We start from the raw sequence: 22,066 nt of genomic DNA on the forward strand, positions 1-22,066 counted from the left end.
AGAGAAAAAATCAAAAATACTGGTTGACAGGATATGGGGTCTATTGCTTATAGTTCGCGACCCATTGAACGCAGCGGGAGGAATGAATGAATAAAGCAGATTTGGTAAACCACGTGGCCGCATCAGCGGACCTTAGCAAAAGTGCAGCTGGTGATGCTGTCGAAGCAGTTCTGAGCGGTATTAGTGGCGCTCTGGCTGGCGGCGATTCAGTAAGCATCGTTGGTTTTGGTACTTTCTCAGTAGCGGAGCGTGCAGCACGTACAGCACGTAACCCACGTACTGGTGAAGCTATCGAAGTTGGCCCATCTAAGGCTCCTAAGTTTAAAGCCGGTAAAGCTCTTAAAGACGCAGTTAAGTAACACCTGAGAGCAGAACATTTCGAGGAACAAGGGCTATTTAGCCCTTGTTTTTTTCGGGCGCTTAGCTCAGCTGGGAGAGCAACGGCCTTACAAGCCGTAGGTCGCAGGTTCGAACCCTGCAGCGCCCACCATTTATAAAGGCTCTGTGCATCTGATGCGGAGCCTTTTTTCCGGTCAACTTTTTATTGGTTGATTTTCGGGGAGTAAGTTATTACTTTGCGCCCCCACCGCTGGAGCGGTAGTTCAGTTGGTTAGAATGCCGGCCTGTCACGCCGGAGGTCGCGGGTTCGAGTCCCGTCCGCTCCGCCACATAGTGAGCCCCTGTCATGGGGGCTCTTTTTTTAATCCCGGCAGGTTGATTTAACCTGCTGAAGATGGGCGCTTAGCTCAGCTGGGAGAGCAACGGCCTTACAAGCCGTAGGTCGCAGGTTCGAACCCTGCAGCGCCCACCATCTTGAAAACACTGATTACCTCAATGGAGCGGTAGTTCAGTTGGTTAGAATGCCGGCCTGTCACGCCGGAGGTCGCGGGTTCGAGTCCCGTCCGCTCCGCCACATAAAAAAGGCCCTCGATGCATCCGCATCGGGGGCTTTTTTTTATATTGCTAGGCGGATGGCGATGAGGGCCCGATTGGGTCTGACAAAATTGCAGGAGCAATTTTGAACGTCGGAGGCACGACGACGGCCCGCAGGGGGTGGAGGGCAGGAAGCCCGGAGTACAATTTGCAGGAGCAATTTTGAACGTCGGAGGCACGACGACGGCCCGCAGGGTGGAGGGCCGGAGCCCGACATAGTCCCGTCATCAGCCTGTGTCTTTACAGCGTTCTATTATTTTCCAGTTCGATCTTTGCTTCCCATATCCAGCCCTCGCTGCATCTGATCAGCCCGCTGCTTGTAACCAAGCGAACGTAGCGTGTTTACAAGCCGCTGACGCGTCTCTTTCTCAGGCTCTATAGCAAGACTGCGCTGATAGGCGGTGAGCGCCTCCTGCTCCATTTTAGAGCTGCGCAGGATGTCACCATATTTGCGCCAGCAGGGGGAGCAATCGGGTAGCAGCCTTGTGGCTTTGTCTCCGTGTTTTAGGCCATGGTCTGCAAGTTTGTGACGTGATTGAAATGCCGCATAGTGAAGGTAGGCAAAACCATTAAGCGGATCGACTTTCAATGCCTTGCGATATTGTGCGGTGGCTTTGGTGATGTTGTTTTGCTGTTCAGAAATGGCGGCCAGCATATACCACGGGGTTGCCTCATGTCTGAGATTTTTGGTTCCCTTCTCAAGCCACTGTTGCGCTTTGGCTGTATTGCCTGACGCTTTCAGTGCTGATGCAAGGTTAGCCAGGCTGGGCAGATGCCAGGCGATGCCTAAATTCTCCTGGTATAGAGATATGGCATCGGATTTGTGGCCGGACTGCTCTAGAATAATGGCCAGATTATAGCGGGCTTCGACATTATCCGGGCGTATGCGAAGCTCTGATTCAAGGGCGCGCCGTGCTTCTGTGGTTTGCCCTGTTTCAATGAACTGTTGAGATGCCTGAAATGGTGTTTCTGCCTGAGTTGAGAGAGGTGTGAGTGCAACGATAAAAAAAGGCACGGCCAGTGCAAAAGAGCTTAGCCACGCGGTTGAATTATTGATGTGAAGGCGCAATGCCCATCCTGCCTGTGGTCATTAACATCTCTTCCATCTTCTCCTGCCTGGCCCGTTTACTGGCTTTTATTTCAGGCTTTTCACTCATCAGTTTCCATGGGTTGCGTCTGATATCATCAGAGAAAGTTTCAAGATTTTCTGAGGTTTTGCGCAGTTCAAAGAGGGTTCGATAGAGATTTTCACGGTTATCAAGCAGCGTGCTGTTCAGGGCTTCAGATGCTTTAGCACCCTCTTCAAAGAATTTTCGACTGGCGCGTGTTGTCTGCGGCAGATCTTTCTCTAACTTCTGCATCAGACGCTGAAGTGATGTGGTGACCTCTCTGATCTGTGATCTGTTCTCTTTGACCATCATACTCAGTTCCTGGGAGGCAGCATTGATGTTGGCAATGACCTGCTGGAAAGATTCACGGCCTTCACTGCTCCTGCTGCCGGTCAGAGACTGGGTGAGTTTTTTGATATCATCGGTGATGCCGGATGCTTTAGCTATAAAAGTGTTGATGTCACCGGCTGGATCAGAAGGGATGATGGCACCATCAGGCAGGATCTCCGTATCACCGGGTGTGGCAGTGAGGCCGAGGTTTTTTTCGCCAACAAGGCCGCGGCCAATGATAGTGGCCCGGGTCGATGCAGGCAGCATAACACCGGGATTCAGCGCGATTTTAACTACGGCACGACCGCCTCTGAGATCGATCTCCTGTACAACGCCGACTTTAACACCTGCCATGCGAACCGGAGACTGAACATCCAACCCCAGAATATCATCAAACTCAGCCTCAACAACATTATCATCCTGTTTGGGCCAGGCGATATCACCAATTTTGCCGGTGGCAAAAGCGAGAAGAAGCAGGGCGGCAAGCACAAAGGCTCCAAGGCGGGCATGTGGGTTCATCGTTGTACGGCCTCCTCGATCTGTTTTCCCCATAAACTGCAGTTGATCGGGCCTTCTGCTTTACCCTCAACAAATTGTCTGAGCATGGGATCCTGATTAGAGTCTAGTTCATCAGATGCGATTTGCATATGAATTCGCCCCTGGCAGAGCAGGGCGATATGGTCGCTGATCATGGCAGCGCTCTTCATGTCGTGGGTAATACTGAGGATTGTGGCGCCGGAATCTTTATGCAGGCGTACGATCAGCTTGTTGATGACATCGGACATGATCGGATCAAGTCCGGTGGTAGGTTCATCGAAAAACACGATGTCCGGCTTGTGGCATATGGTGCGTGCCAGCCCTACGCGCTTGGCCATGCCGCCTGACAGTTCGGCAGGCATAAGCTCTTCAACCTTATGCAGTCCCACCCATTCCAGAACTTCAATAGCACGCTCTTTCGCTGACGATTTACTTGTGCCCCGGCGCAGCAGCGCAAAGGAGACATTCTCCCAGACAGGCAGTGAGTCAAACAGAGCTGCACCCTGAAATAGCATGCCAACTCGCTGCATGCGCTGCAGTTGATCATGTTCCTTCAGTTCAAGCCAGTTCTCTCCATCAATCAGTATTTCGCCACTATCGGGTTTGAGCAGGCCAAGAATACACTTGATCAAAACACTTTTGCCGGTGCCGGACATGCCGATTACCGTGGTTGATTTACCTGACATGATATCAAGATCGACACCGTCGAGGATGATCTTGTCATCGAACTGTTTTTTCAGGCCTCTTATGCTGATACGCGGGGTCTCGCTATTCATCCGAACATCCAAGCGGTGAGAAAGTAATCTGAAATCAGAATACTCATGCAGGAGATCACCACCGCGCGCGTGGTGGCTATACCGACACCTTCAGCGCCACCTTTACAGTTAAAGCCCTCCGTGCAGCCGATTATGCCAATCAGCAGACCAAAAAAGGCGGCTTTGACGAGGCCTGAATAGAAGTCGGAAAGCTCCATGTACTGGGTGGTGTTCTCAATATAAACAGCCGGGTTCTGGTCGAGTAAATGAACGCTGATGGCATAGCCGCCATAGATGCCGACAAAATCTGCAACAATGACCAGCAGCGGCATCATCAGGGTAACAGCGATCAGGCGTGGAATGATCAGATAGCGAACCGGGTCGGTGGAGAGGGTCCAGAGTGCATCGATCTGCTCGGATACGCGCATGGTGCCCAATTCCGCAGCAAAGGAGGCGCCGATTCTGCCTGCCACCATAAGTCCTACCAGAACCGGGCCGAGTTCACGCACGACCGACATCGAAACAACAAGGCCGGTCAGGCTTTCGGCAGAAAAACGGTGAAATACGATGTAGGACTGTAGCGCCAATACCATGCCTGTGAAGAGGGCGGTGAGCAGTACGACGGGTAGGGATTGCACGCCAACCTGTTCAGCCTGCTGCAGCAGCATGCGCAGGTGCCAGGGTCTGGAGTTCATTCTGCTAACAGCGCGGGCAAAAGTGTGAGCATAGAGCCCCAATCTGATGCAGAGACCCTCCACAACTTTACCGGTTGCTGACAGCATGTTGATCACACTAGGGCCTGTTAACACTGATTTTGCTTGCAGCGGCGAGGTCATTTTTTCGCTCCTGCAAGGCATTGTTAGCGTAATGTCCTTGTTGCACATCAGCGCGCAATAACACAGCAGGATGGAAAAATGGCCCGCCCCGTAGGGCTGCGTGCCAAATGAGGCTATTCAGCGTTCCTCGTTGTTCATTTGGATTTACCAAACTTCACTCCTCGCGCCTTGACTGGCCTCATTTATCACTGCAGCGCTTCAATCAAAATCTGTATTATCAGGCCCTTACTCTCCTCACTCGTTCGCCAATGCCGGTGAACAGGGTATAACTGATCGTGTCGATCTGCGCTGCCACTTCATTGGCGGAGATGTGTTCACCCCAGAACTCCACCTGATCCCCCGCTTGCACCTCACTGTTACTGATATCAACCATAGTATAGTCCATACAGACGCGTCCGATAACCGGATATTTCTGGCCACGTATAAAAACGGTGCCCCTGTTGGATAGTGGGCGAGGAATACCATCAGCATACCCCATGCCGATAACGGCAATGCTCATCGGTTGCTCTGCAGTGAAACTGGCACCATAGGAGACTGCATCACCGGGTTGTATGTCGCGGCGCTGCATCACCTCGCCGGTCAGAGTCATTGCCGGTTTTAGTCCCATGGCTTGATCTGCAACAGGCTCTGCACCGTAGAGTGCAATGCCCGGCCTGACCACTTCAAAGGTGTGGTCAGGCAGGGAGATCAAACCCGCACTGTTGAGCAGTGATTTCGGTGTCTCTGGTGCGAGATGATTACAGATCTCGAGGAAGCTGTTGGCTTGCGCGAGATTCATCGGATGCTCTGCTTCATCGGCACAGGCAAGGTGTGACATGAATCCGCAGATATGCAGGTCGGAGCTTTCAGCCAATGCAAACAGTTCGACTGGATCAGCTGCGCCAAGCCGGTTCATGCCGGAATCGAATTTGAGCCAGATGTCACCGCTGAACTCTGCTTTGGTCAGCAGTTTGATTTGATATGGTTCTGTAATCACCGGTGTAAGTCTGTGATCTACGCATAGTTCGGCATCGTCTTCATCGAACAGGCCTGAGAGCAGGGTGATTGCTGTACTCTCTAATTCGCCAATGATAGCGCGCAGCTCCGAGCCCTCTGTGGCATCGGTAACGCCGAAGTTTCTGCACCCCTCTTCAAACAGCGTGGGGGCCACCAGGTACTGTTCGTGGCCATAGGCGTTGGCTTTAACCACAGCCATAATTTCACTTCTTCCCGCTCTTTGTTTGAGCAGGCGATAGTTATGGCGCAGGTGATCGAGATTGATTCGGGCAATGGCTGGTCTGGACATCTGAAAATCTTGGCTGATTTCAGGTCAATGATAAAGTGTTTATTGCTGTCGCTGGGATGGTAATGCTATGTTTGGGTTGAAACATTGCTTGCTAATCGCTTGAGTCATCATATTAATGGTTTGATGTTTTTTTCACTGTAGACGAGATGAGGCAGGTCGGAAAACGGGATTGGATTATTTGATGGTGCTTTTTCAATATAGGAGTTGATATGAAAGTCCTTGCCTTGGGTGGAAATGGTTTTATTGGTTCACATGTCGTGGATCAACTGCTTGCCGCTGGACATAGCGTTCGTGTGTTTGATCGATCTGCAGAATGTTTTCGCCACCCTTTGCCGACGGTGGAATACCTCTTGGGGAATTTTAACGATACATTCCAAGTGGCTGAAGCCCTGCAGGGTGTTGATGCCGTTTGCCACCTGATTAGCACTACCATTCCAGGGACATCGAATCTTGATCCGGTTGCCGATGTTGAAAGCAACCTGATCAACACATTGCATCTCCTTGAGCAGATGAGAAAGAAAAATATTAGCAGAATTCTTTACCTTTCATCCGGTGGCACTGTGTACGGCAACCCTGAACACTCTCCGGTCAGCGAAAGTTGTCTCCTGAATCCGATCAGTTCCTATGGCGTTGTGAAGGTGGCAATCGAAAATTATCTACATATGTATAAGCATCTCTATGGTCTTCAGCCAGTTATTCTGCGGCCTTCTAACCCCTATGGGCCAAGGCAGGGAGGGGCAGGCCTGCAAGGTCTGATAGGCACATTGTTAACATGTATATTGCATGATGAAGGTATTGAAATATGGGGTGATGGTTCCATAGTGCGCGACTATATCCATGTTAGTGATCTTGCTCGTTTATGTGTTATGGCCTTGGAGAGTGAAAGCTGTGGCTTGTTTAATGCAGGAAGTGGCATGGGGTGTTCAATCAATGAGATGATCACTCTGATTCAATCTTTGGTTAATGAGCAGCTGCAGGTGCAGTATCGGGAAGGGAGGGCATTTGATGTGGAAGAGATAGTCCTTGATATCAGACGTGCTGAAAATCGATTTAATTGGAAGCCAGAGATTTCTCTGGGTGATGGAATTAGAGGGCAAATGAATTGGCTGCGTGGTTTACGCTGTTGACGTGCCTTTGGCCTAATGAAGAGCTGTTGTATGGGGTGATGATTAGAGCAAAATGCTAACCCCTATGCTGTGAATTGGATTGCATTCCAAGTAATTTGAGTCGAGTGTTGCGAGGGCTTTGCCTCTCTGAAAAAGGGGTGACATCATTCTTACGTATGTTTTATAGCAAAGACATTTTTTAATTATTGTCTGATGCAAGGAGTAGGGCTTCTCGTGCAAATGCCACTAGATTTTGGTTGCTTGATCCAAATATGATTATAGTTCGGAAGCTATGGTATTTGCTTACTCGAGAGCATCGTCGAGCGGCTATGATTTTACTAGGTTTTATGTTGCTTGGCATGTTGCTGGAAACTTTGGGTATCGGGCTGGTAGTGCCTGCGTTATCTATTATGACACAAGACGACCTCGTCGCGAACTATCCATCACTTGAACCATGGTTATATAGTATTGGTAACCCCAGTCATGAGCAGCTAGTTATTATCGGAATGCTTTTGTTGGTTGGTGTGTATGCTGTTAAAGTGCTTTTTCTTTCTTATTTGGCTTGGAAGCAGATGCGGTTTGTCTATGGTGTTCAGGCAGATTTGTCGCAACGATTTTTTGTTGGGTATTTGAATTTACCATATACGTTTCACTTGCAACGGAATTCAGCCGAACTCATTCGAAATATTCTGACTGAAACATATCAATTTACGCATACAGCGCTTATGGCGGGTGTGATCCTTCTGTCAGAACTAATGGTCTTGATTGGTATTATGGCTCTCCTTCTAGTTGTCGAGCCGGTTGGTGCAATGATTGTGATGAGTGTGCTTGGTATGGCGGGTTTTTCGTTTCATCGCCTGACTCGCCACTATATCTCTCGCTGGGGGGAAGCAAGACAGGTGCATGAAGGGTTGCGTATTCAGCGTCTTCAAGAGGGTTTGGGCGGAGCTAAGGATGTGAAACTTCTTGGTCGAGAGGCGGACTTCTTTGCTCAATATCAAATGCATAATACTGGCAGTGCCAGAGTTGGCCAGAGGCAGGCAACGCTTCAGCAACTGCCTAGATTGTTGCTTGAGTTCCTTGCTATCTGCGGATTGGCGGCTCTAGTGATCGTTATGATCAATCAGGGGAAACCATTGTCAGCTTTGGTTCCAACGCTGGGCTTGTTTGCAGCTGCTGCATTCCGCCTGATGCCTTCTGCGGTTCGGGTAATTGGAATGTTTCAAAATGTGCGCTATGCGTTGCCAGTTATTGATACCCTGTGTAATGAAATGCGGCAGTTTGATACTAATGTGTCGACTCAACAATGTGACAAGCCAGTGCTGTTTAATGAGAAACTGACTCTTGAAGGCGTGAACTTTTCCTATCCATCTTCTGAAACGCGTTCTCTGAAAGATATAAATCTCTCTATTGTAAAAGGAAGCTCGGTCGGATTTATTGGTGGCAGTGGTGCAGGGAAGAGCACGTTAGTAGACCTTATGCTTGGTCTGCTTAGCCCGAGCAACGGAAGTATCTATGTTGATGGAATTGATATTAAGGGCAACCTGCGTGGCTGGCAGGATCAGATTGGTTATGTGCCGCAGACTATTTTTCTGACTGATGACTCCCTTCGCCGCAATGTTGCGTTTGGGCTGCCGCATGATCAGATTGATGATGCAGCTATCAAGCGTGCAATTGTTGCTGCCCAGTTAGAGGAGTTCGTCAATGAGTTGCCTCTTGGTTTGGATACGATTGTAGGCGAGCGAGGGGCGCGTCTCTCAGGAGGGCAAAGGCAGCGGATTGGTATTGCCAGAGCGCTTTATCATGATCCACAGGTTTTGGTGCTGGATGAAGCTACAAGCGCTTTGGATACCACCACCGAGCGCGGTGTTATGGATGCTGTGCGTGCCCTGAAAGGTGATAAGACGATTCTTATCGTTGCCCACCGGTTATCAACCGTAGAACATTGTGATTATCTGTTCCACCTTGACCACGGTTGTGTGGTGAATGAGGGTAAGGCTGAAGCTGTATTGGCCAGTTTAGACGGGCAGACCGGCAGTATTGAAGAAGTTAAACCCATCAAAAAAGAATCCACGTGAAGACAGGCAGACACACTATGTTCAATGATGAAACAATATTGATTACCGGTGGTACAGGTTCTTTCGGTCACACTTTTGTACCGATGACACTGGAGAGGTTTAATCCGAAGAAATTAATTATATTTTCTCGGGACGAGATGAAGCAATGGGAGATGGCCAAGCTGTATGGCAATGACCCCAGGGTGCGTTTTTTCATTGGAGATGTCAGGGATAAAGAGCGCTTGCATCGTGCTCTCAATGGTGTCGATTACGTTGTTCATGCGGCAGCGACAAAAATTGTACCGACCGCTGAATATAATCCTTTTGAGTGTGTGAAAACCAATATTAATGGTGCGATGAACCTGATCGATGCTTGTATTGATCAAGGTGTGAAGCGCGTTGTCGCGTTATCGACAGATAAGGCAAGTAGCCCTGCAAATTTATACGGTGCCACCAAACTTGCATCCGATAAGCTTTTTATCGCAGGGAATTCATATGCTGGCGGTAATGACACAAAGTTTTCAGTTGTTCGATATGGAAATGTTATGGGATCGAGAGGTTCGGTGATTCCTTTTTTTCTTAGTCTTGCTGAATCAGGACACTTACCGATCACGGATTCACGCATGACCCGGTTTATGATTACCCTTGAACAAGGGGTAGAGCTTGTATGGCATGCTTTTGAAGACATGGTTGGTGGAGAGGTCTATGTTAAAAAGATTCCATCAATGAACCTGATAGATATAGCTCAAGCTGTTGCTCCTGAGGCAACGCAGGACATCGTTGGTATTCGCCCGGGAGAGAAGCTGCATGAGCAGATGATTAGCAGTGAAGACTCATATTTCACTTACGAATATCCTGAGCATTATAAAATATTACCGGCTATCCATGAATGGAGTGAAGACCCGACGCGAATTAAGAATGGAGTCAAGGTGGCGGAAGGTTTTTCATACGCATCGGACAACAATAAAGAGTGGATGGATGTTGCAAGCTTGCGGCGGTGGATTGAAGAACACAGGAGAAAAATAGGGGAAATTTAATGACAGGCGTAATTCCTTATGGGCGACAGGATATTTCTGAAGCTGACATCCAGACTGTTGTGGATGTATTGCGTTCAGATTTTTTGACGCAGGGCCCGGCCGTTCCCTCATTTGAAAAGAGTGTTGCCGATTACTGTAGTGCTCAACATGCTGTAGCTGTGAATAGTGCCACCAGTGCTCTGCATATCGCATGTCTGGCATTGGAGATAGGTCCGAATGATGTGGTTTGGACAACCCCTGTCACCTTTGTCGCAAGTGCCAATTGCGCACTCTATTGCGAGGCGACTGTAGATTTCATTGATATTGATCCGCTCACTTACAATATGAGTATGCCGAATCTGGCTGAAAAATTACTACAAGCTGAGCAGGCAGGAAAGCTACCTAAAGTTGTGATACCTGTGCATCTCTGTGGCCAGTCCTGCGATATGGCTTCTTTATATGCTTTGGGCCAGAAATATGGGTTCAAAATCATTGAAGATGCTTCGCATGCCATTGGCGGGAAGTATCGTGGCAAGCCCATTGGCAATTGCTGTTATAGTGATATCACCGTATTCAGTTTCCACCCGGTCAAGATCATTACAACAGGCGAGGGTGGCATGGCCATCACTAACGATGCCGGACTGGCAAAAAAAATGGAGCTGTTGCGCTGTCATGGTATCACCAGTGATGCGGCAGATATGCACGCTCGGCCACCAGAAGAGATCTGGAACTATCAGCAGATAGAGTTGGGTTTCAACTACCGTATGACAGATATTCAGGCTGCGCTAGGCCTGAGCCAGATGCAGAGACTGGACGTTTTTATCAGTAAACGACATGATATAGCCCGGCGCTATGATGAAATGCTGGATGATTTGCCTGTCATGAAGCCCTGGCAGCATGCGGACAGCTATTCCAGTTTTCATCTTTACCCGGTGCGTTTGAAATTGGCTGAAATCAAAAAGACGCATCGCCAAGTTTATGAAGAAATACGTGCGCAAGGGATACTTGTAAACTTGCATTACATCCCTGTTTATCTACAGCCTTACTATGAAAAGATGGGCTTCAGAGAAGGATATTGTCCCGAAGCGGAGCGATACTACTCAGAAGCTATCAGTATACCGATGTATCCGACAATGAGTGAAACTCAGCAGGATCAGGTGGTGGAAGCCATGCGAAAAGCGGCGTGTTGAGATGAAAGTTGGCCTTGGCACCGTTCAGTTTGGCGTGGATTACGGGGTTTCGAATCCTTCTGGAAAAACGGACAGGGAAGAAGTAAAACGGATTCTTCAGTATGCCTGGGAGCTTGGCATTACTGTTGTAGATACTGCCGCAGCATATGGGCAGAGTGAATCTGTTATCGGGAGTGAAACTCCGCCAGAGGCATGTTTCTCTATTGTAACCAAGCTTCCACCTTTTACGAATGCCGTAATTTCCAGACATGATGTTGCATCTGCGCAAGGCATTTTGGATCAATCATTAGAAAAATTACATCGGGACAGTGTGCATGGTTTGCTATTACATCAGGCGAGCGATCTTCTTAAAGAGGGTGGTTCAGATTTGTATGAGCAGTTGTGTGCGTTCAAGTTATCCGGGCAGGTAAAAAAGATCGGAGTTTCTGCATATGACCGGGAGACACTGGACCGGGTTCTTCAGGCTTTCGAAATTGATCTGATTCAGGTGCCGGTCAGCGTACTGGATCAACGCCTTCTGGAAGGAGGTTATCTGGCATCTGTGCATCAATCCGGCGTTGAAGTTCATGCAAGATCTGCTTTTTTGCAGGGGCTGTTGATGATGGACCCTGCCTCGTTGCACCCTTACTTTTCATCTGTTCGTGAGCACTTGATCGGCTACAGGGTCTTCCTGGATAAAAAGGGGATGTCGTTGCTTGCAGGCTCACTTGCGTTTGTATCCGCACTGGATGAGGTCGACTCAGTAATATGCGGTGTGAATAATCTTGATCAACTTAAGGAGATTGTTATGGCCTCTTCGTTGGAGGTGGATGTGTCCGATTTCTTTCAATTCTCTATTCAGGATGACAGGGTTTTAAACCCTTCGAGATGGGAGTTGTAACATGATTCAGGATGAGGTTTTTTATTCCGGTGAAGGGGATTCATGGTTTGAGCGGAATAAACAAAGTATATGTCAGAACAGAGGTGATGATCTCCCTTTTCAAATTCTAAAAGAGTCATTACAGCTGGCTGAAGTTAAATCTGTTCTTGAGGTGGGATGTGCTAATGGCTGGAGGCTAAATTTGCTCTCCGAGATGTTTCCTGATGCAACTTTTTCCGGCATGGATGCCAGTCTGGCAGCCATAGAAGATGGCAAAAAACGTTATCCGGGAATCACCTTGACTCATGGGTTGTTGTCAGAGATTCCGTTTGAGAAAAGCTTTGATCTCGTAATTGTCAATTTTGTGCTACATTGGGTGGATCGCAGCTCTTTGATAAGATCAGTCTCTGAAATCGACAGAGTTGTGAATGATGGAGGTTACTTGTTATTGGGTGATTTTTTACCGGATATGCCTCAGCGAAGAATATATCACCATGTGGATCAAGGCGTTTATACTTATAAGCAGGATTACCCTCAGCTGTTTAAGTCCTTGGGGACATATCAGGAAGCTGTGCGTAAACTGTTTAATCATGATGATAAATCAAAATCACTGGCTGAGACGGATGCTTCATCACGTGCAGTGTGCTCTTTATTGGCTAAATCTTTGTCTGACTATTACATGGAAAGCGAATGATCCTGGCTATTTTACAAGCAAGACTATCATCTACGCGCCTGCCAAATAAGGTTCTGCTTCCTTTGTTTGGTAAGCCTATGCTGGTCAGGCAGATCGAGCGTGTAATGCGTTCAAATCGAATTGATCAACTTGTCGTTGCCACGAGTGATGGGGCATCAGATGATGCGATTGAAACGCTGTGCGACTCCTTAAACATCAGTTGTTTCAGGGGGAGTCTTGATGATGTGCTTGATCGCTTTTATCAGGCTACGGTTATGCAAGGGCCTGATCATGTGGTCAGATTAACTGGTGATTGCCCATTGGCAGATCCGGACGTGATTGATGGTGTTATTCAAATGCATCTGTTGAATCAGAATGACTATACATCAAACTGTATTCATCCGACGTTCCCCGATGGACTGGATGTTGAGGTGATTCGTTATGAGGCCTTAAAAGAGGCCTGGAGCAATGCTGAGTTAAAGTCTCAACGCGAACACGTTACCCCATATATTTATCAGCACCCAGAGCGATTTAAAATCTCGAACTATTATCACTCTGGAGAAAACCTGTCCCATCTTCGGTGGACGGTAGACGAGGCGCGTGATTTTGAATTGGTCACTGAAATTTATCAGAGGCTATATCCGGAAAAGCCGGAGTTTAACATGCATGATGTGCTGGAACTTCTCGAGGAACACCCTGTGTTAAAAGCTATAAACACTCATATAGAGCGAAATGAAGGATATCAGAAGTCACTATTAGATGATGGTGTTGAGCATAAAAAAGAGATGTAAACATGAGTGAATATTGTCATTTAAATATTAAGCAGCACTTGATTAAGAGTTAAGGAGTCATCATGGGCACAGGCCAAAAGCTATATAAAAGAGCAAAGAATGTTATTCCCGGCGGTACGATGCTGCTATCGAAGCGACCTGAAATGTTTCTGCCTGATCTTTGGCCGTCGTATTTCAGTAAATCAAAAGGTTGTAAAGTTTGGGATTTAGATGATAACGAGTTCATTGATATGTCGATTATGGGCATTGGCACTAATACCTTAGGCTATGGTCATCCGGAAGTGGATGAAGCGGTAATCCAAACAGTAAGAAATGGTAATATGTCTACCTTTAGCTGTCCTGAAGAGGTATATCTTGCAGAGAAACTGATTGATATGCACCCGTGGGCAGACATGGTGAGGTTAGCCAGGGCCGGCGGTGAAATTAACTCTATCGCGATACGTATTGCCAGGGCTGCAACTGGAAGAGATAAGATCGCAATTTGCGGATACCATGGTTGGCATGATTGGTATTTATCAACGAACTTGAATAGTGATAAAAACCTGGATGGACATTTGTTGCCAGGCCTGCAACCAAATGGCGTACCAAGGGGGTTAACAGGCACTACTCTTCCATTTAATTATAACGATCTTGAGCAGCTACAAGGTCTTATTGATTCAAATCCTGATCAAATCGCGGCAATAAAAATGGAAGTGTCTCGAAATGAAGGCCCTGAAGATAACTTTTTACAGAAAGTGCGTAAGCTTGCAACAAAACATGGCATAGCCTTAATTTTTGATGAATGCACATCAGGGTTTAGAGAAACCTTTGGAGGGTTGCATAAAAAATATCAGGTTGAGCCAGATATCGCTATTTTTGCGAAAGCATTAGGTAATGGTTTTGCTATATCAGCATGTATCGGTAAGAAGGAGTTTATGCAGGCGGCTCAGCAAACCTTTATAAGCAGTACGTTCTGGACAGAGCGTGTTGGGCCAACGGCTGCGTTAAAAACACTGGAAGTTATGGAGCGAGAAAAGTCTTGGGAGAAAATAACGGCAACAGGTTTGGATATTACTTCCAGATGGAAAAAATTAGCTGAAAAATATGAACTGGGTATAAATACTTGGGGTTTGCCCTCTTTAACGGGTTTTAGCTTTACGAGTGAAAATGTATTGGCATATAAAACATTATTGACTCAGGAGATGTTGGCAAAGGGTTATTTGGCAGCAAATAGTGTTTATGTGTGTACTGAGCACTCTCATGAAGTAGTTGATGGTTATTTTGAGGCATTGGAGCCAATATTTTCTTTAATTAAAGAGTGTGAAGATGGAAAAGATGTGATGAGCCTTTTAAAAGGACCTGTGTGTCACGGTGGTTTTAAGCGGTTAAATTGAACTCCGAAGTGCAGCAAATGAAAGTTGCCATACGCGTTGATGCCTCCAGCCAAATAGGTACCGGCCATTTTATGCGCTGCCTGACTTTGGCTGAAACGCTACAGCAGCGGGGCATGCACGTTCGATTCGTTTGCCGTCATCTACCCGTGCATTTGCGTGATATGTTAACAAGCAAAACAATTGAGTTGGCATTGTATGATGTTATGGAAGATATGCATGTGGCTGATGATTTGGCACATGCGCACTGGCTCGGGGTTAGTCAGGATCAGGATGCGCAAGATATGATTCAAGCATTGTCTGATAAAACCTGGGACTGGGTGATCGTTGATCATTACGGTATTGATCAACGATGGGAAACAACACTGCGTGGAGCGCTCGATTGCAAAATGTTAGTTATTGATGATTTGGCGGACCGCAAGCATGACTGCGATGTTCTGCTGGACCAGAACTTCTACGCAGATATGGATCTTCGTTACATCGGCAAGGTGCCTGCGCATTGCCGCTTGTTGCTGGGCCCCGGCTATGCACTCCTTCGAGAGGAGTTTCGAAAACTGCACGGGCAAATTAAACCGCGCAGAGGTCCTGTTGTACATGTGCTGGTGTTCTTCGGTGGGGTAGATGCTGACGACTATACTGGCCGCACTATTAAGGTATTATCAGAAATCGGCATTTCTGGCCTGAATGTCGATGTGGTGATTGGTGCACAGCATCCCTGCTGTGAGGAAATTAAAAGTTCTTGCGCGTTGCACGGATTTGTTTGTCATATACAAACCGATAAAATGGCTGAACTGATGGCAACTGCCGATTTGGCGATAGGTGCAGGTGGTTCGTCAACTTGGGAGCGTTGTTCGATGGGGTTACCTTCAGTTATTATGGTGCTTGCTGAAAATCAAAATGAAGCAGCCAAGGATTTAGAGGCTGCTGGCGTATTAATTAATCTCGGTGATGCTAAGCTGGTCACAAATGAAAAGTTATCCTATGAAATTAGAAAGCTTATGGAGGATGTGGAGTTGCGATATAAATTGTCAGTGGCCTCATTAAAGCTCGTACCTGTGTCAAAGCATAGTGGTGTCGTAGAGGTAGTGGTTGGTCACGATGTTTAATTACGATAGTTTTTCAATTCGCCCAATTGAAATCAATGACAAAGATCGAATCTTGCAATGGCGTAATTCTGAAAGAGTGCGCTGCAATATGTATAACGATCATGTCATATCACAGCAAGAGCATGAAATATGGTTTGAGCATGTAGAGAAAGATGCTTCCGTCTGTAATTTGATCTTCTCTCATGAAGGTGAAGCGATTGGTTTTGCCTCATTTACAGGTATTAGTACCGTTAACGGACGTTGTTATTGGGCTTTTTATTTGGGTGAAGGTGATGCGCCACGTGGTGCTGGTTCGGTAATGGAGTTTTTTGCCCTTGATTATGCTTTTACTACTCTCGAAATAAGGAAGCTGTGTTGTGAGGTCTTTGCATTTAATGGGAGCGTAATAAAACTGCATGAAAAGTTTGGGTTTATTCAGGAGGGGCGATTCCTTAAACACTATTTGAAAAATGGTAAGTATGAAGACATTGTGTGCTTAGCAAAATTTGGTGAAAATTGGATAGTTGAACGAGAGATATATAAAAAACGCCTGTTTGGCAAAAGGCATGGGTAGAAATGACATTGAATATTGGGAATAAAAATATTGGGCAAAAGCACCCCCCTTTTATCATCGCTGAGATGTCCGGGAATCATAATCAGTCTCTGGAACGTGCGCTGGAGATCGTTGATGCTGCAGCAAAGACAGGGGCGCATGCACTGAAAATCCAGACCTATACACCTGATACGATGACACTGGACCTGGATGAAGGTGAGTTTTTTATTTCTGATCCAAATTCTTTATGGAAGGGCAGTTCACTCTATAAGCTCTATCAGGAGGCCTATACACCATGGGAGTGGCATAAGCCGATTTTTGAGCGCTGTCGTGAGCTTGGCATGATCGGGTTTTCCACACCATTTGATGAAACCTCAGTGGACTTTCTCGAAGAGTTGGATGTGTCTTGTTACAAGATTGCTTCATTTGAGAACACCGATATTCCTCTGATTCGAAAAGTTGCGGCTACAGGTAAGCCAATGATTATTTCTACGGGCATGGCAACGGTCGCCGAAATGGATGAAACAGTCCGGGCAGCACGTGAGGCGGGCTGCAAGGATTTGATTCTGCTTAAGTGCACCAGTACCTATCCAGCATCGCCGGAAAACACCAATATACTTACCATTCCACATATGCGCGAGCTCTTCGATTGCGAGGTTGGTTTGTCCGATCACACGATGGGGGTGGGGGTTTCCGTAGCGAGTGTTGCGCTAGGTGCGACGGTTATTGAGAAGCATTTTACCTTGAGCCGTGCTGACGGCGGTGTAGATAGTGCATTTTCAATGGAGCCCGCAGAAATGAAATTGCTGGCTGTCGAGAGCGATCGTGCATGGCAAGCGCTGGGGAACATTCGCTATGGAACGACAGAGAAAGAGAAGCAGTCTCTCCTGTTTAGAAGATCGATTTATATTGCAGAGAATCTTAAGGCGGGGGATGTACTTACATCAAGAAACTTACGTTGTATACGCCCGGGAATGGGTCTGCCTCCGAAGTATTACGACGTGCTGTTAGGAAACAGGGTGAATCAAGATGTTAGACGAGGAACTCCCATGAGTTGGGATTTCCTGGGGTGATTGGATGAATTCAAGTTTCTCAAAACCCAAACGCATCGCTGCAATCATTGAAGCCCGCATGACTTCCAGTCGTCTGCCCGGAAAGGTATTGATGGATGTTTGTGGAAAGCCTGCTCTGCAGCATCTCGTTGATCGCTTGCGTCAGGTTGAAACTATCGATGATATTGTGATAGCGACAACATATAACTTTGATGACGATCCGGTGCATGCTCTGGCAGAGCAGTTGGGAGTGCTCTGTTACAGGGGATCGGAATCCGATGTTCTTGGCAGGGTTCTTGGCGCTGCGAAGACCTTTTCTGTTGATGTGATTGTAGAGATAACAGCAGATTGTCCATTACTGGATCCACAAATTTCTGCGCGCTGTATTGATGCATATTTTGACTCAGGTTCTGATTATGTGTGCATTGATACCGGTTCTTATCCAAGCGGTTTGGAGACACAGGTTTTTGCAACCTCTGTACTCTCCGAGGTGGATGCCAGTCACCGGGATGACCCTGATGCCAGAGAGCATGTTTCCCTTCCCATTTACCAGCAGGGTAGCCCTTATAAGTTGCACTATCTGCAGCCGTCTGGTGAGCATCTCTGGCCAGGGTTGCGTCTGGACCTGGATACAGCCGAGGATTATGCATTTATCTCTGCAATCTATCAGGCTCTGTATGCAGAAGACCCATATTTTGGTCTTTCGAAGATATTAAAGCTGCTTGATGATCCGGGCTTTTCGATGCACAGGCATCGACCAGTAACTGGTTAGTCTGATGTCGTATCAACTCTCGGCTGTTGTCATCGGATGTGGTTTTGTTGCTGGCGGATATGATCAGGAGCCAATCCCCGGAGTTATTCAGACTCATGCTATGGCATATCAAACATCTTCTGACGTAACACTGATGGCTGTTGCCGATGCGGATAGTAAGAAGGCTGAATCCTTTGCCAAGCGTTGGGATGTAGCTGAAGTATATGATGATGTGCAGGAAATGCTGACAGTCGTACAGCCTGATCTGGTGAGCATATGCTCACCCGATGAAACTCATGAAGATTATTTGCGTTTGTGCCTGGCTACACCTTCGGTCATGGGAGTATGGTGTGAAAAACCTCTTTCTCTTTTACCTAAAGGGTGTGAGGCGTTGGTTGAAGCGTTTCAGAAGGCAGGCAAAGTGTTGCTGGTGAACTTCCAGCGCAATTTCACTCCTGCATATAAGGCGTTGAAATCTGACCTGGTTTCCGGGGCTTATGGCGAGATACAGAAGGTGGTTGTGCACTATACAAAAGGCATTATTCATAATGGCTCTCATGCCATGGATTTGCTTATTGACTGGTTCGGGGTGCCGGATGATCTGCGCGTTCTTTCTGCCAAGGTGGATTATAAAGTAACTGATCCAACTGTAGATGCGTTGCTGATGTTTGATGCCATGCCAGTTTATTTCCTGGGATTTAACGAAAACGATTACAGTATATTCGAACTTCATGTATATACTGAAACATCAATACTATCCTTAACTGAAAGCGGTCAGATACTTCGCATTAGAAAAGTTAAAGATAAAAGTACAGCAAGTGGGCATAAAGAGCTCGAAAGATTGTCTGACCAAAATATGGGGCTTGATATGGCCATGCTGGATGCATTGAATAGTTTGGTTGATGCCGTAAAGGATCGAGGTAGCTTGGTCGACGGAAAGCGCGCCCTTGCGGGGTTGAAAATTACGCATCAGTTGGCAGAAATGGGAATGAAAAGGATTGAGTGTGAATCGTAATAGTTTGGCAATGTTTGGCGGTAGCCCCGCAGTGAAGCATGAGTTGAAACGGTATAATGTGATTGGTGGTGAGGAGCTTGAGGCTGCTAAATCAGTGATTGAAACTGGTGTGCTTTCCCAGTTTCTTGGCTGTTGGGACGAAGACTTTTACGGCGGATCAAAAATCAGGGCTTTTGAGCATGCCTGGCGCCAGTATTTTAATGCTGAGCATGCAGTGACGGTCAATTCAAATACCTCAGGTTTGATGGCTTCTCTCGGAGCACTGGGGCTAGAGCCGGGTGATGAAGTGATCGTTAGTCCATGGACGATGTGTGCATCAGCCACGTCGATTCTTGTTTGGAATGCCATTCCAGTATTCGCCGATATTGAGGCGGATACATTTAATCTGGACCCGGTATCCATTGAAAAAAATATTAGCAAAAAAACCAAGGCGATTATGGTTACGGATATCTTCGGACATCCTGCGATGCTGGATGAAATCATGGCGATTGCTGCACGCAATAATTTAAAGGTGATTGAAGATGTGGCCCAGGCTCCCGGAGCATATTATAAAGGTCGCTTTGCTGGCACAGTGGCTGATGTTGGTGTGTTCAGTTTGAACTATCACAAACATATCCATACGGGTGAGGGGGGCGTCTGCGTCACCAATGATGCTTCTTTGGCAGAAAGGATGCAGTTGATCCGCAACCATGCAGAGGCTGTTGTGGAAGATAAAGGCGTAGACAACCTTGTGAATATGCTGGGTTTTAATTTCCGTATGGGTGAAATTGAGGCCGCCATTGGCATAGAGCAATTGAAGAAGCTGGATAAACAGGTTAATCGCAGTATTTATGTTGCAGATCGAATGTCTGAGGGTCTTGCAGGCCTGAAAGGACTGCGCACGCCAGTAGTGAAGTCTGATTGTACACATGTCTATTATGTTTATCCGCTTGTATACGATGCTGAGCTTACAGGCGTGTCCCGGACTCGTCTGGTTGAGGTGTTATCAGCTGAAGGGGTGAGTATTTCCGGTGGTTATCAAAACGTTCATCTGCTCCCGATTTTTCAGAAGAAGATAGCTTACGGTAGCAGAGGCTTTCCGTGGCGGATGGATGGTGAAGAGTCTGATGTGAGTTATGACAAGGGTATTTGTCCTGTGGCTGAAAAGTTGCATGATGAATCTTTCCTGTGCCTGCCAATGTGTCTGTATGAATTTACTGATGAAGATGTTGATTCGGTTATTGAAGCTTTTCACAAGGTATGGCGCCATATGGATGGCATATGAATACGTCTGAAGAGCAGGCTGTGATAAGTGAAACAGACAGGCTTTATTTTCGAGGTCTCTGCAAAGCCGATATAGATGGTCCCTATCTCCACTGGTTTAATGATCAGGAAGTGTGTCGCTTCAATTCGCATGGTGTCTTTCCCAGTACCCGCCAGCGTCTGGAGGAGTATATTGATATGCTTCAGTCCTCAGGCAGTCATCTTGTATGGGCAGTTTTTCTCAAAGAGGACCATCGGCATATTGGCAATATAAGCCTGCAATCTATTGACCGTTATAATCGATGTGCAGAGTTTGCTATTATCATGGGAGACCGGAGCTGTTGGGGGCATGGCTATGCTGAAGAGGCTGCTCGCCTCTTATGTAGTCATGGGTTCAATAAGGTAGGTTTGCACAGGATTCATTGTGGGACCTCTGAAAATAACGCTGGCATGATTGCTTTGGCGACAAAGCTTGGTATGAAGCAGGAAGGCGTGCGAAGGCAGGCGTTGTTTGAAAACGGATCATTCGTTGATGCGGTTGAGTTTGGTTTGCTGAAGGGAGAGTTGGATCCTGAACGTTGAAAAGGGCAACGATATGCTGGTCATATGCTATGATGCGGGAGGGGCTGAAGTTGTCTCTGCATGGGTAAGGCGTAATCCGGATTACCATTACAGATTTATCCTTGATGGCCCCGCCATTAAAGTTTTCAAGAGTAAAATCACAGGACTTGAATTTGCTGACTGCAGCAACCTGGTTCATCTTGTTGATCAGAGCACAATGGTCTTGACGGGAACAAGCTGGGCATCGGACCTGGAAAAAGAAGCCATCAGGTATTCAAAAGAGCGACAGGTTAAAGTTGCTTCCTTTCTTGATCATTGGTGCAACTACCTGGAGCGATTCCAGCTTGATGATGTGTTGGTCCTTCCTGATGAAATATGGGTGGGTGATACCTATGCACAGCATATCGCCGAAGAGAAGTTTTCTGATGTTCCAGTTCGACTCATTGAGAACCCTTATATGATGGATATCAGAGAAGAGATCAATCAATGCCGTGATAAACAGGATACCGGGAAGGGCTGTTATAATATTCTGTATGTTTGTGAACCGGTTTCTGTTCATGCCCTCAAAGACAGTGGCAGAGAAGATGCGGTTGGTTATACCGAATTTGAGGCGATGGATTTGTTTATCTCTCACCTAAAGGTACTTGATCATTCGGACGGGGAAATTCAGGTGCGGATTCGTTCTCATCCATCTGAACCTGCGGACAAGTATGCCCATTATGCAAAATCGTACTCGTCAGGCCTGGGAATAACCCTATGTAGAGAAACTTCCCTGATTGAGGATTGCGTCTGGTCTGACATGGTTGTGGGTATGAATAGTATGGCACTTATTATTGCGCTTGAGGCTGGAAGAAAGGTCTTTTGCTGCATTCCGGGGCACTCGAAGCCAACCGGCTTGCCACATGAGGGTATTCTTAACTTTCTTGAGTTGAAAAAAATATAATGCATGTACAAGTGAGT

At 47.0% G+C, this 22,066-nt stretch carries 20 protein-coding genes, 4 tRNA genes and 1 pseudogene; 20 read left to right on the top strand and 5 right to left on the bottom strand.

Translation table 11 applies throughout. The features are described 5' to 3' along the window. The first annotated feature begins 86 nt into the window (after positions 1-86). The 5 genes from F3F96_RS01980 to F3F96_RS02000 all read left to right on the top strand — a co-directional run bounded on the left by F3F96_RS01980 (position 87) and on the right by F3F96_RS02000 (position 913). Positions 87-359, top strand: a complete 273-nt coding sequence (locus tag F3F96_RS01980; RefSeq protein ID WP_176961564.1) for an HU family DNA-binding protein — start codon at positions 87-89, stop codon at positions 357-359. Positions 360-414: 55 nt separating this feature from the next. Beyond that, positions 415-490 (top strand) — tRNA-Val (locus tag F3F96_RS01985). A 101-nt stretch (positions 491-591) separates the two neighbouring features. Beyond that, a tRNA-Asp gene (locus F3F96_RS01990) sits at positions 592-668 on the top strand. Between the two features lie 67 nt (positions 669-735). Then, positions 736-811, top strand: a tRNA-Val gene (locus F3F96_RS01995). 25 nt (positions 812-836) lie between these two features. Then, positions 837-913: transfer RNA gene (locus tag F3F96_RS02000), tRNA-Asp, on the top strand. Positions 914-1,186: 273 nt separating this feature from the next. Here the strand turns inward: F3F96_RS02000 and F3F96_RS02005 are convergent. From F3F96_RS02005 to alr, 5 genes are all read right to left on the bottom strand, one after another. Beyond that, entirely contained in the window at positions 1,187-1,948 is a 762-nt protein-coding gene (locus F3F96_RS02005) for a tetratricopeptide repeat protein (RefSeq protein WP_370465480.1), read from the bottom strand. A gap of 34 nt (positions 1,949-1,982) precedes the next feature. Then, entirely contained in the window at positions 1,983-2,891 is a 909-nt protein-coding gene (locus F3F96_RS02010) for an MlaD family protein (protein WP_176961565.1), read from the bottom strand. Beyond that, on the bottom strand, positions 2,888-3,685 hold the full coding sequence (locus F3F96_RS02015; protein ID WP_176961566.1) for an ABC transporter ATP-binding protein: 798 nt from the start codon (positions 3,683-3,685) through the stop codon (positions 2,888-2,890). The genes F3F96_RS02010 and F3F96_RS02015 overlap by 4 nt, the downstream gene beginning before the upstream one ends. Next, a complete protein-coding gene (locus F3F96_RS02020) occupies positions 3,682-4,455 on the bottom strand; it encodes an MlaE family lipid ABC transporter permease subunit (protein WP_176961736.1) in 774 nt (257 codons plus the stop codon). The genes F3F96_RS02015 and F3F96_RS02020 overlap by 4 nt, the downstream gene beginning before the upstream one ends. A 262-nt stretch (positions 4,456-4,717) precedes the next feature. Next, complete coding sequence (gene alr / locus F3F96_RS02025; protein ID WP_176961567.1) at positions 4,718-5,785, bottom strand: alanine racemase; 1,068 nt, start codon at positions 5,783-5,785, stop codon at positions 4,718-4,720. A 209-nt stretch (positions 5,786-5,994) separates the two neighbouring features. Here alr and F3F96_RS02030 point away from each other — a divergent pair, with 209 nt between their 5' ends. The 15 genes and pseudogenes from F3F96_RS02030 to F3F96_RS02105 all read left to right on the top strand — a co-directional run bounded on the left by F3F96_RS02030 (position 5,995) and on the right by F3F96_RS02105 (position 22,049). Beyond that, positions 5,995-6,912: an NAD-dependent epimerase/dehydratase family protein gene (locus F3F96_RS02030; RefSeq protein ID WP_176961568.1), complete on the top strand. Its 918-nt coding sequence runs from the start codon at positions 5,995-5,997 to the stop codon at positions 6,910-6,912. 308 nt (positions 6,913-7,220) lie between these two features. Beyond that, positions 7,221-8,969 (top strand): ABC transporter ATP-binding protein, encoded by a 1,749-nt coding sequence (locus F3F96_RS02035; RefSeq protein ID WP_206675244.1) that lies wholly within the window; start codon positions 7,221-7,223, stop codon positions 8,967-8,969. A gap of 17 nt (positions 8,970-8,986) precedes the next feature. Continuing rightward, positions 8,987-9,985 carry a UDP-N-acetylglucosamine 4,6-dehydratase (inverting) gene (gene pseB / locus F3F96_RS02040; protein WP_176961570.1) on the top strand — a complete coding sequence of 333 codons (999 nt, stop codon included), beginning with the start codon at positions 8,987-8,989 and terminating at the stop codon, positions 9,983-9,985. Beyond that, complete coding sequence (pseC, locus tag F3F96_RS02045) at positions 9,985-11,154, top strand: UDP-4-amino-4,6-dideoxy-N-acetyl-beta-L-altrosamine transaminase (protein ID WP_176961571.1); 1,170 nt, start codon at positions 9,985-9,987, stop codon at positions 11,152-11,154. The genes pseB and pseC overlap by 1 nt, the downstream gene beginning before the upstream one ends. Before the next feature lies 1 nt (position 11,155). Next, positions 11,156-12,034 carry an aldo/keto reductase gene (locus F3F96_RS02050; protein ID WP_176961572.1) on the top strand — a complete coding sequence of 293 codons (879 nt, stop codon included), beginning with the start codon at positions 11,156-11,158 and terminating at the stop codon, positions 12,032-12,034. Between the two features lies 1 nt (position 12,035). Further along, positions 12,036-12,707 (top strand): trans-aconitate 2-methyltransferase, encoded by a 672-nt coding sequence (locus F3F96_RS02055; RefSeq protein WP_176961573.1) that lies wholly within the window; start codon positions 12,036-12,038, stop codon positions 12,705-12,707. Beyond that, positions 12,704-14,850: pseudogene (locus tag F3F96_RS12650) on the top strand (aminotransferase class III-fold pyridoxal phosphate-dependent enzyme). Before F3F96_RS02055 ends, F3F96_RS12650 begins: the two are co-directional and overlap by 4 nt. A 17-nt stretch (positions 14,851-14,867) precedes the next feature. Then, positions 14,868-15,953 carry a UDP-2,4-diacetamido-2,4,6-trideoxy-beta-L-altropyranose hydrolase gene (gene pseG / locus F3F96_RS02070; protein ID WP_176961576.1) on the top strand — a complete coding sequence of 362 codons (1,086 nt, stop codon included), beginning with the start codon at positions 14,868-14,870 and terminating at the stop codon, positions 15,951-15,953. Continuing rightward, positions 15,946-16,506: a UDP-4-amino-4,6-dideoxy-N-acetyl-beta-L-altrosamine N-acetyltransferase gene (gene pseH, locus F3F96_RS02075; RefSeq protein ID WP_176961577.1), complete on the top strand. Its 561-nt coding sequence runs from the start codon at positions 15,946-15,948 to the stop codon at positions 16,504-16,506. The genes pseG and pseH overlap by 8 nt, the downstream gene beginning before the upstream one ends. 2 nt (positions 16,507-16,508) lie before the next feature. Next, positions 16,509-17,558 (top strand): pseudaminic acid synthase, encoded by a 1,050-nt coding sequence (pseI, locus tag F3F96_RS02080; RefSeq protein WP_176961578.1) that lies wholly within the window; start codon positions 16,509-16,511, stop codon positions 17,556-17,558. 4 nt (positions 17,559-17,562) lie between these two features. Beyond that, a complete protein-coding gene (locus F3F96_RS02085; protein WP_176961579.1) occupies positions 17,563-18,309 on the top strand; it encodes a cytidylyltransferase domain-containing protein in 747 nt (248 codons plus the stop codon). Positions 18,310-18,313: 4 nt separating this feature from the next. Next, on the top strand, positions 18,314-19,303 hold the full coding sequence (locus F3F96_RS02090; RefSeq protein WP_176961580.1) for a Gfo/Idh/MocA family protein: 990 nt from the start codon (positions 18,314-18,316) through the stop codon (positions 19,301-19,303). A 10-nt stretch (positions 19,304-19,313) separates the two neighbouring features. Continuing rightward, positions 19,314-20,567, top strand: coding sequence for a DegT/DnrJ/EryC1/StrS aminotransferase family protein (locus F3F96_RS02095; protein WP_176961737.1), 1,254 nt, complete (start codon positions 19,314-19,316; stop codon positions 20,565-20,567). Continuing rightward, on the top strand, positions 20,564-21,127 hold the full coding sequence (locus F3F96_RS02100) for a GNAT family N-acetyltransferase (RefSeq protein WP_176961581.1): 564 nt from the start codon (positions 20,564-20,566) through the stop codon (positions 21,125-21,127). Before F3F96_RS02095 ends, F3F96_RS02100 begins: the two co-directional genes overlap by 4 nt. 13 nt (positions 21,128-21,140) lie before the next feature. After that, entirely contained in the window at positions 21,141-22,049 is a 909-nt protein-coding gene (locus F3F96_RS02105) for a hypothetical protein (protein WP_176961582.1), read from the top strand. Positions 22,050-22,066 lie beyond the last annotated feature (17 nt).

Origin of the sequence: Mariprofundus sp. NF, assembly GCF_013387455.1 — a bacterium.
GTDB lineage: Bacteria > Pseudomonadota > Zetaproteobacteria > Mariprofundales > Mariprofundaceae > Mariprofundus.

What these genes read in the sequence shown, in the direction of transcription:
- F3F96_RS01980 (WP_176961564.1), top strand. Translation starts at nt 87, where the DNA reads ATGAATAAAGCAGATTTGGTAAACCACGTGGCCGCATCAGCGGACCTT.
- F3F96_RS02010 (WP_176961565.1), bottom strand. Translation starts at nt 2,891, where the DNA reads ATGAACCCACATGCCCGCCTTGGAGCCTTTGTGCTTGCCGCCCTGCTT.
- F3F96_RS02015 (WP_176961566.1), bottom strand. Translation starts at nt 3,685, where the DNA reads ATGAATAGCGAGACCCCGCGTATCAGCATAAGAGGCCTGAAAAAACAG.
- alr (WP_176961567.1), bottom strand. Translation starts at nt 5,785, where the DNA reads ATGTCCAGACCAGCCATTGCCCGAATCAATCTCGATCACCTGCGCCAT.
- F3F96_RS02030 (WP_176961568.1), top strand. Translation starts at nt 5,995, where the DNA reads ATGAAAGTCCTTGCCTTGGGTGGAAATGGTTTTATTGGTTCACATGTC.
- F3F96_RS02035 (WP_206675244.1), top strand. Translation starts at nt 7,221, where the DNA reads ATGATTTTACTAGGTTTTATGTTGCTTGGCATGTTGCTGGAAACTTTG.
- pseB (WP_176961570.1), top strand. Translation starts at nt 8,987, where the DNA reads ATGTTCAATGATGAAACAATATTGATTACCGGTGGTACAGGTTCTTTC.
- pseC (WP_176961571.1), top strand. Translation starts at nt 9,985, where the DNA reads ATGACAGGCGTAATTCCTTATGGGCGACAGGATATTTCTGAAGCTGAC.
- F3F96_RS02050 (WP_176961572.1), top strand. Translation starts at nt 11,156, where the DNA reads ATGAAAGTTGGCCTTGGCACCGTTCAGTTTGGCGTGGATTACGGGGTT.
- F3F96_RS02055 (WP_176961573.1), top strand. Translation starts at nt 12,036, where the DNA reads ATGATTCAGGATGAGGTTTTTTATTCCGGTGAAGGGGATTCATGGTTT.
- pseG (WP_176961576.1), top strand. Translation starts at nt 14,868, where the DNA reads ATGAAAGTTGCCATACGCGTTGATGCCTCCAGCCAAATAGGTACCGGC.
- pseH (WP_176961577.1), top strand. Translation starts at nt 15,946, where the DNA reads ATGTTTAATTACGATAGTTTTTCAATTCGCCCAATTGAAATCAATGAC.
- pseI (WP_176961578.1), top strand. Translation starts at nt 16,509, where the DNA reads ATGACATTGAATATTGGGAATAAAAATATTGGGCAAAAGCACCCCCCT.
- F3F96_RS02085 (WP_176961579.1), top strand. Translation starts at nt 17,563, where the DNA reads ATGAATTCAAGTTTCTCAAAACCCAAACGCATCGCTGCAATCATTGAA.
- F3F96_RS02090 (WP_176961580.1), top strand. Translation starts at nt 18,314, where the DNA reads ATGTCGTATCAACTCTCGGCTGTTGTCATCGGATGTGGTTTTGTTGCT.
- F3F96_RS02095 (WP_176961737.1), top strand. Translation starts at nt 19,314, where the DNA reads ATGTTTGGCGGTAGCCCCGCAGTGAAGCATGAGTTGAAACGGTATAAT.
- F3F96_RS02100 (WP_176961581.1), top strand. Translation starts at nt 20,564, where the DNA reads ATGAATACGTCTGAAGAGCAGGCTGTGATAAGTGAAACAGACAGGCTT.
- F3F96_RS02105 (WP_176961582.1), top strand. Translation starts at nt 21,141, where the DNA reads ATGCTGGTCATATGCTATGATGCGGGAGGGGCTGAAGTTGTCTCTGCA.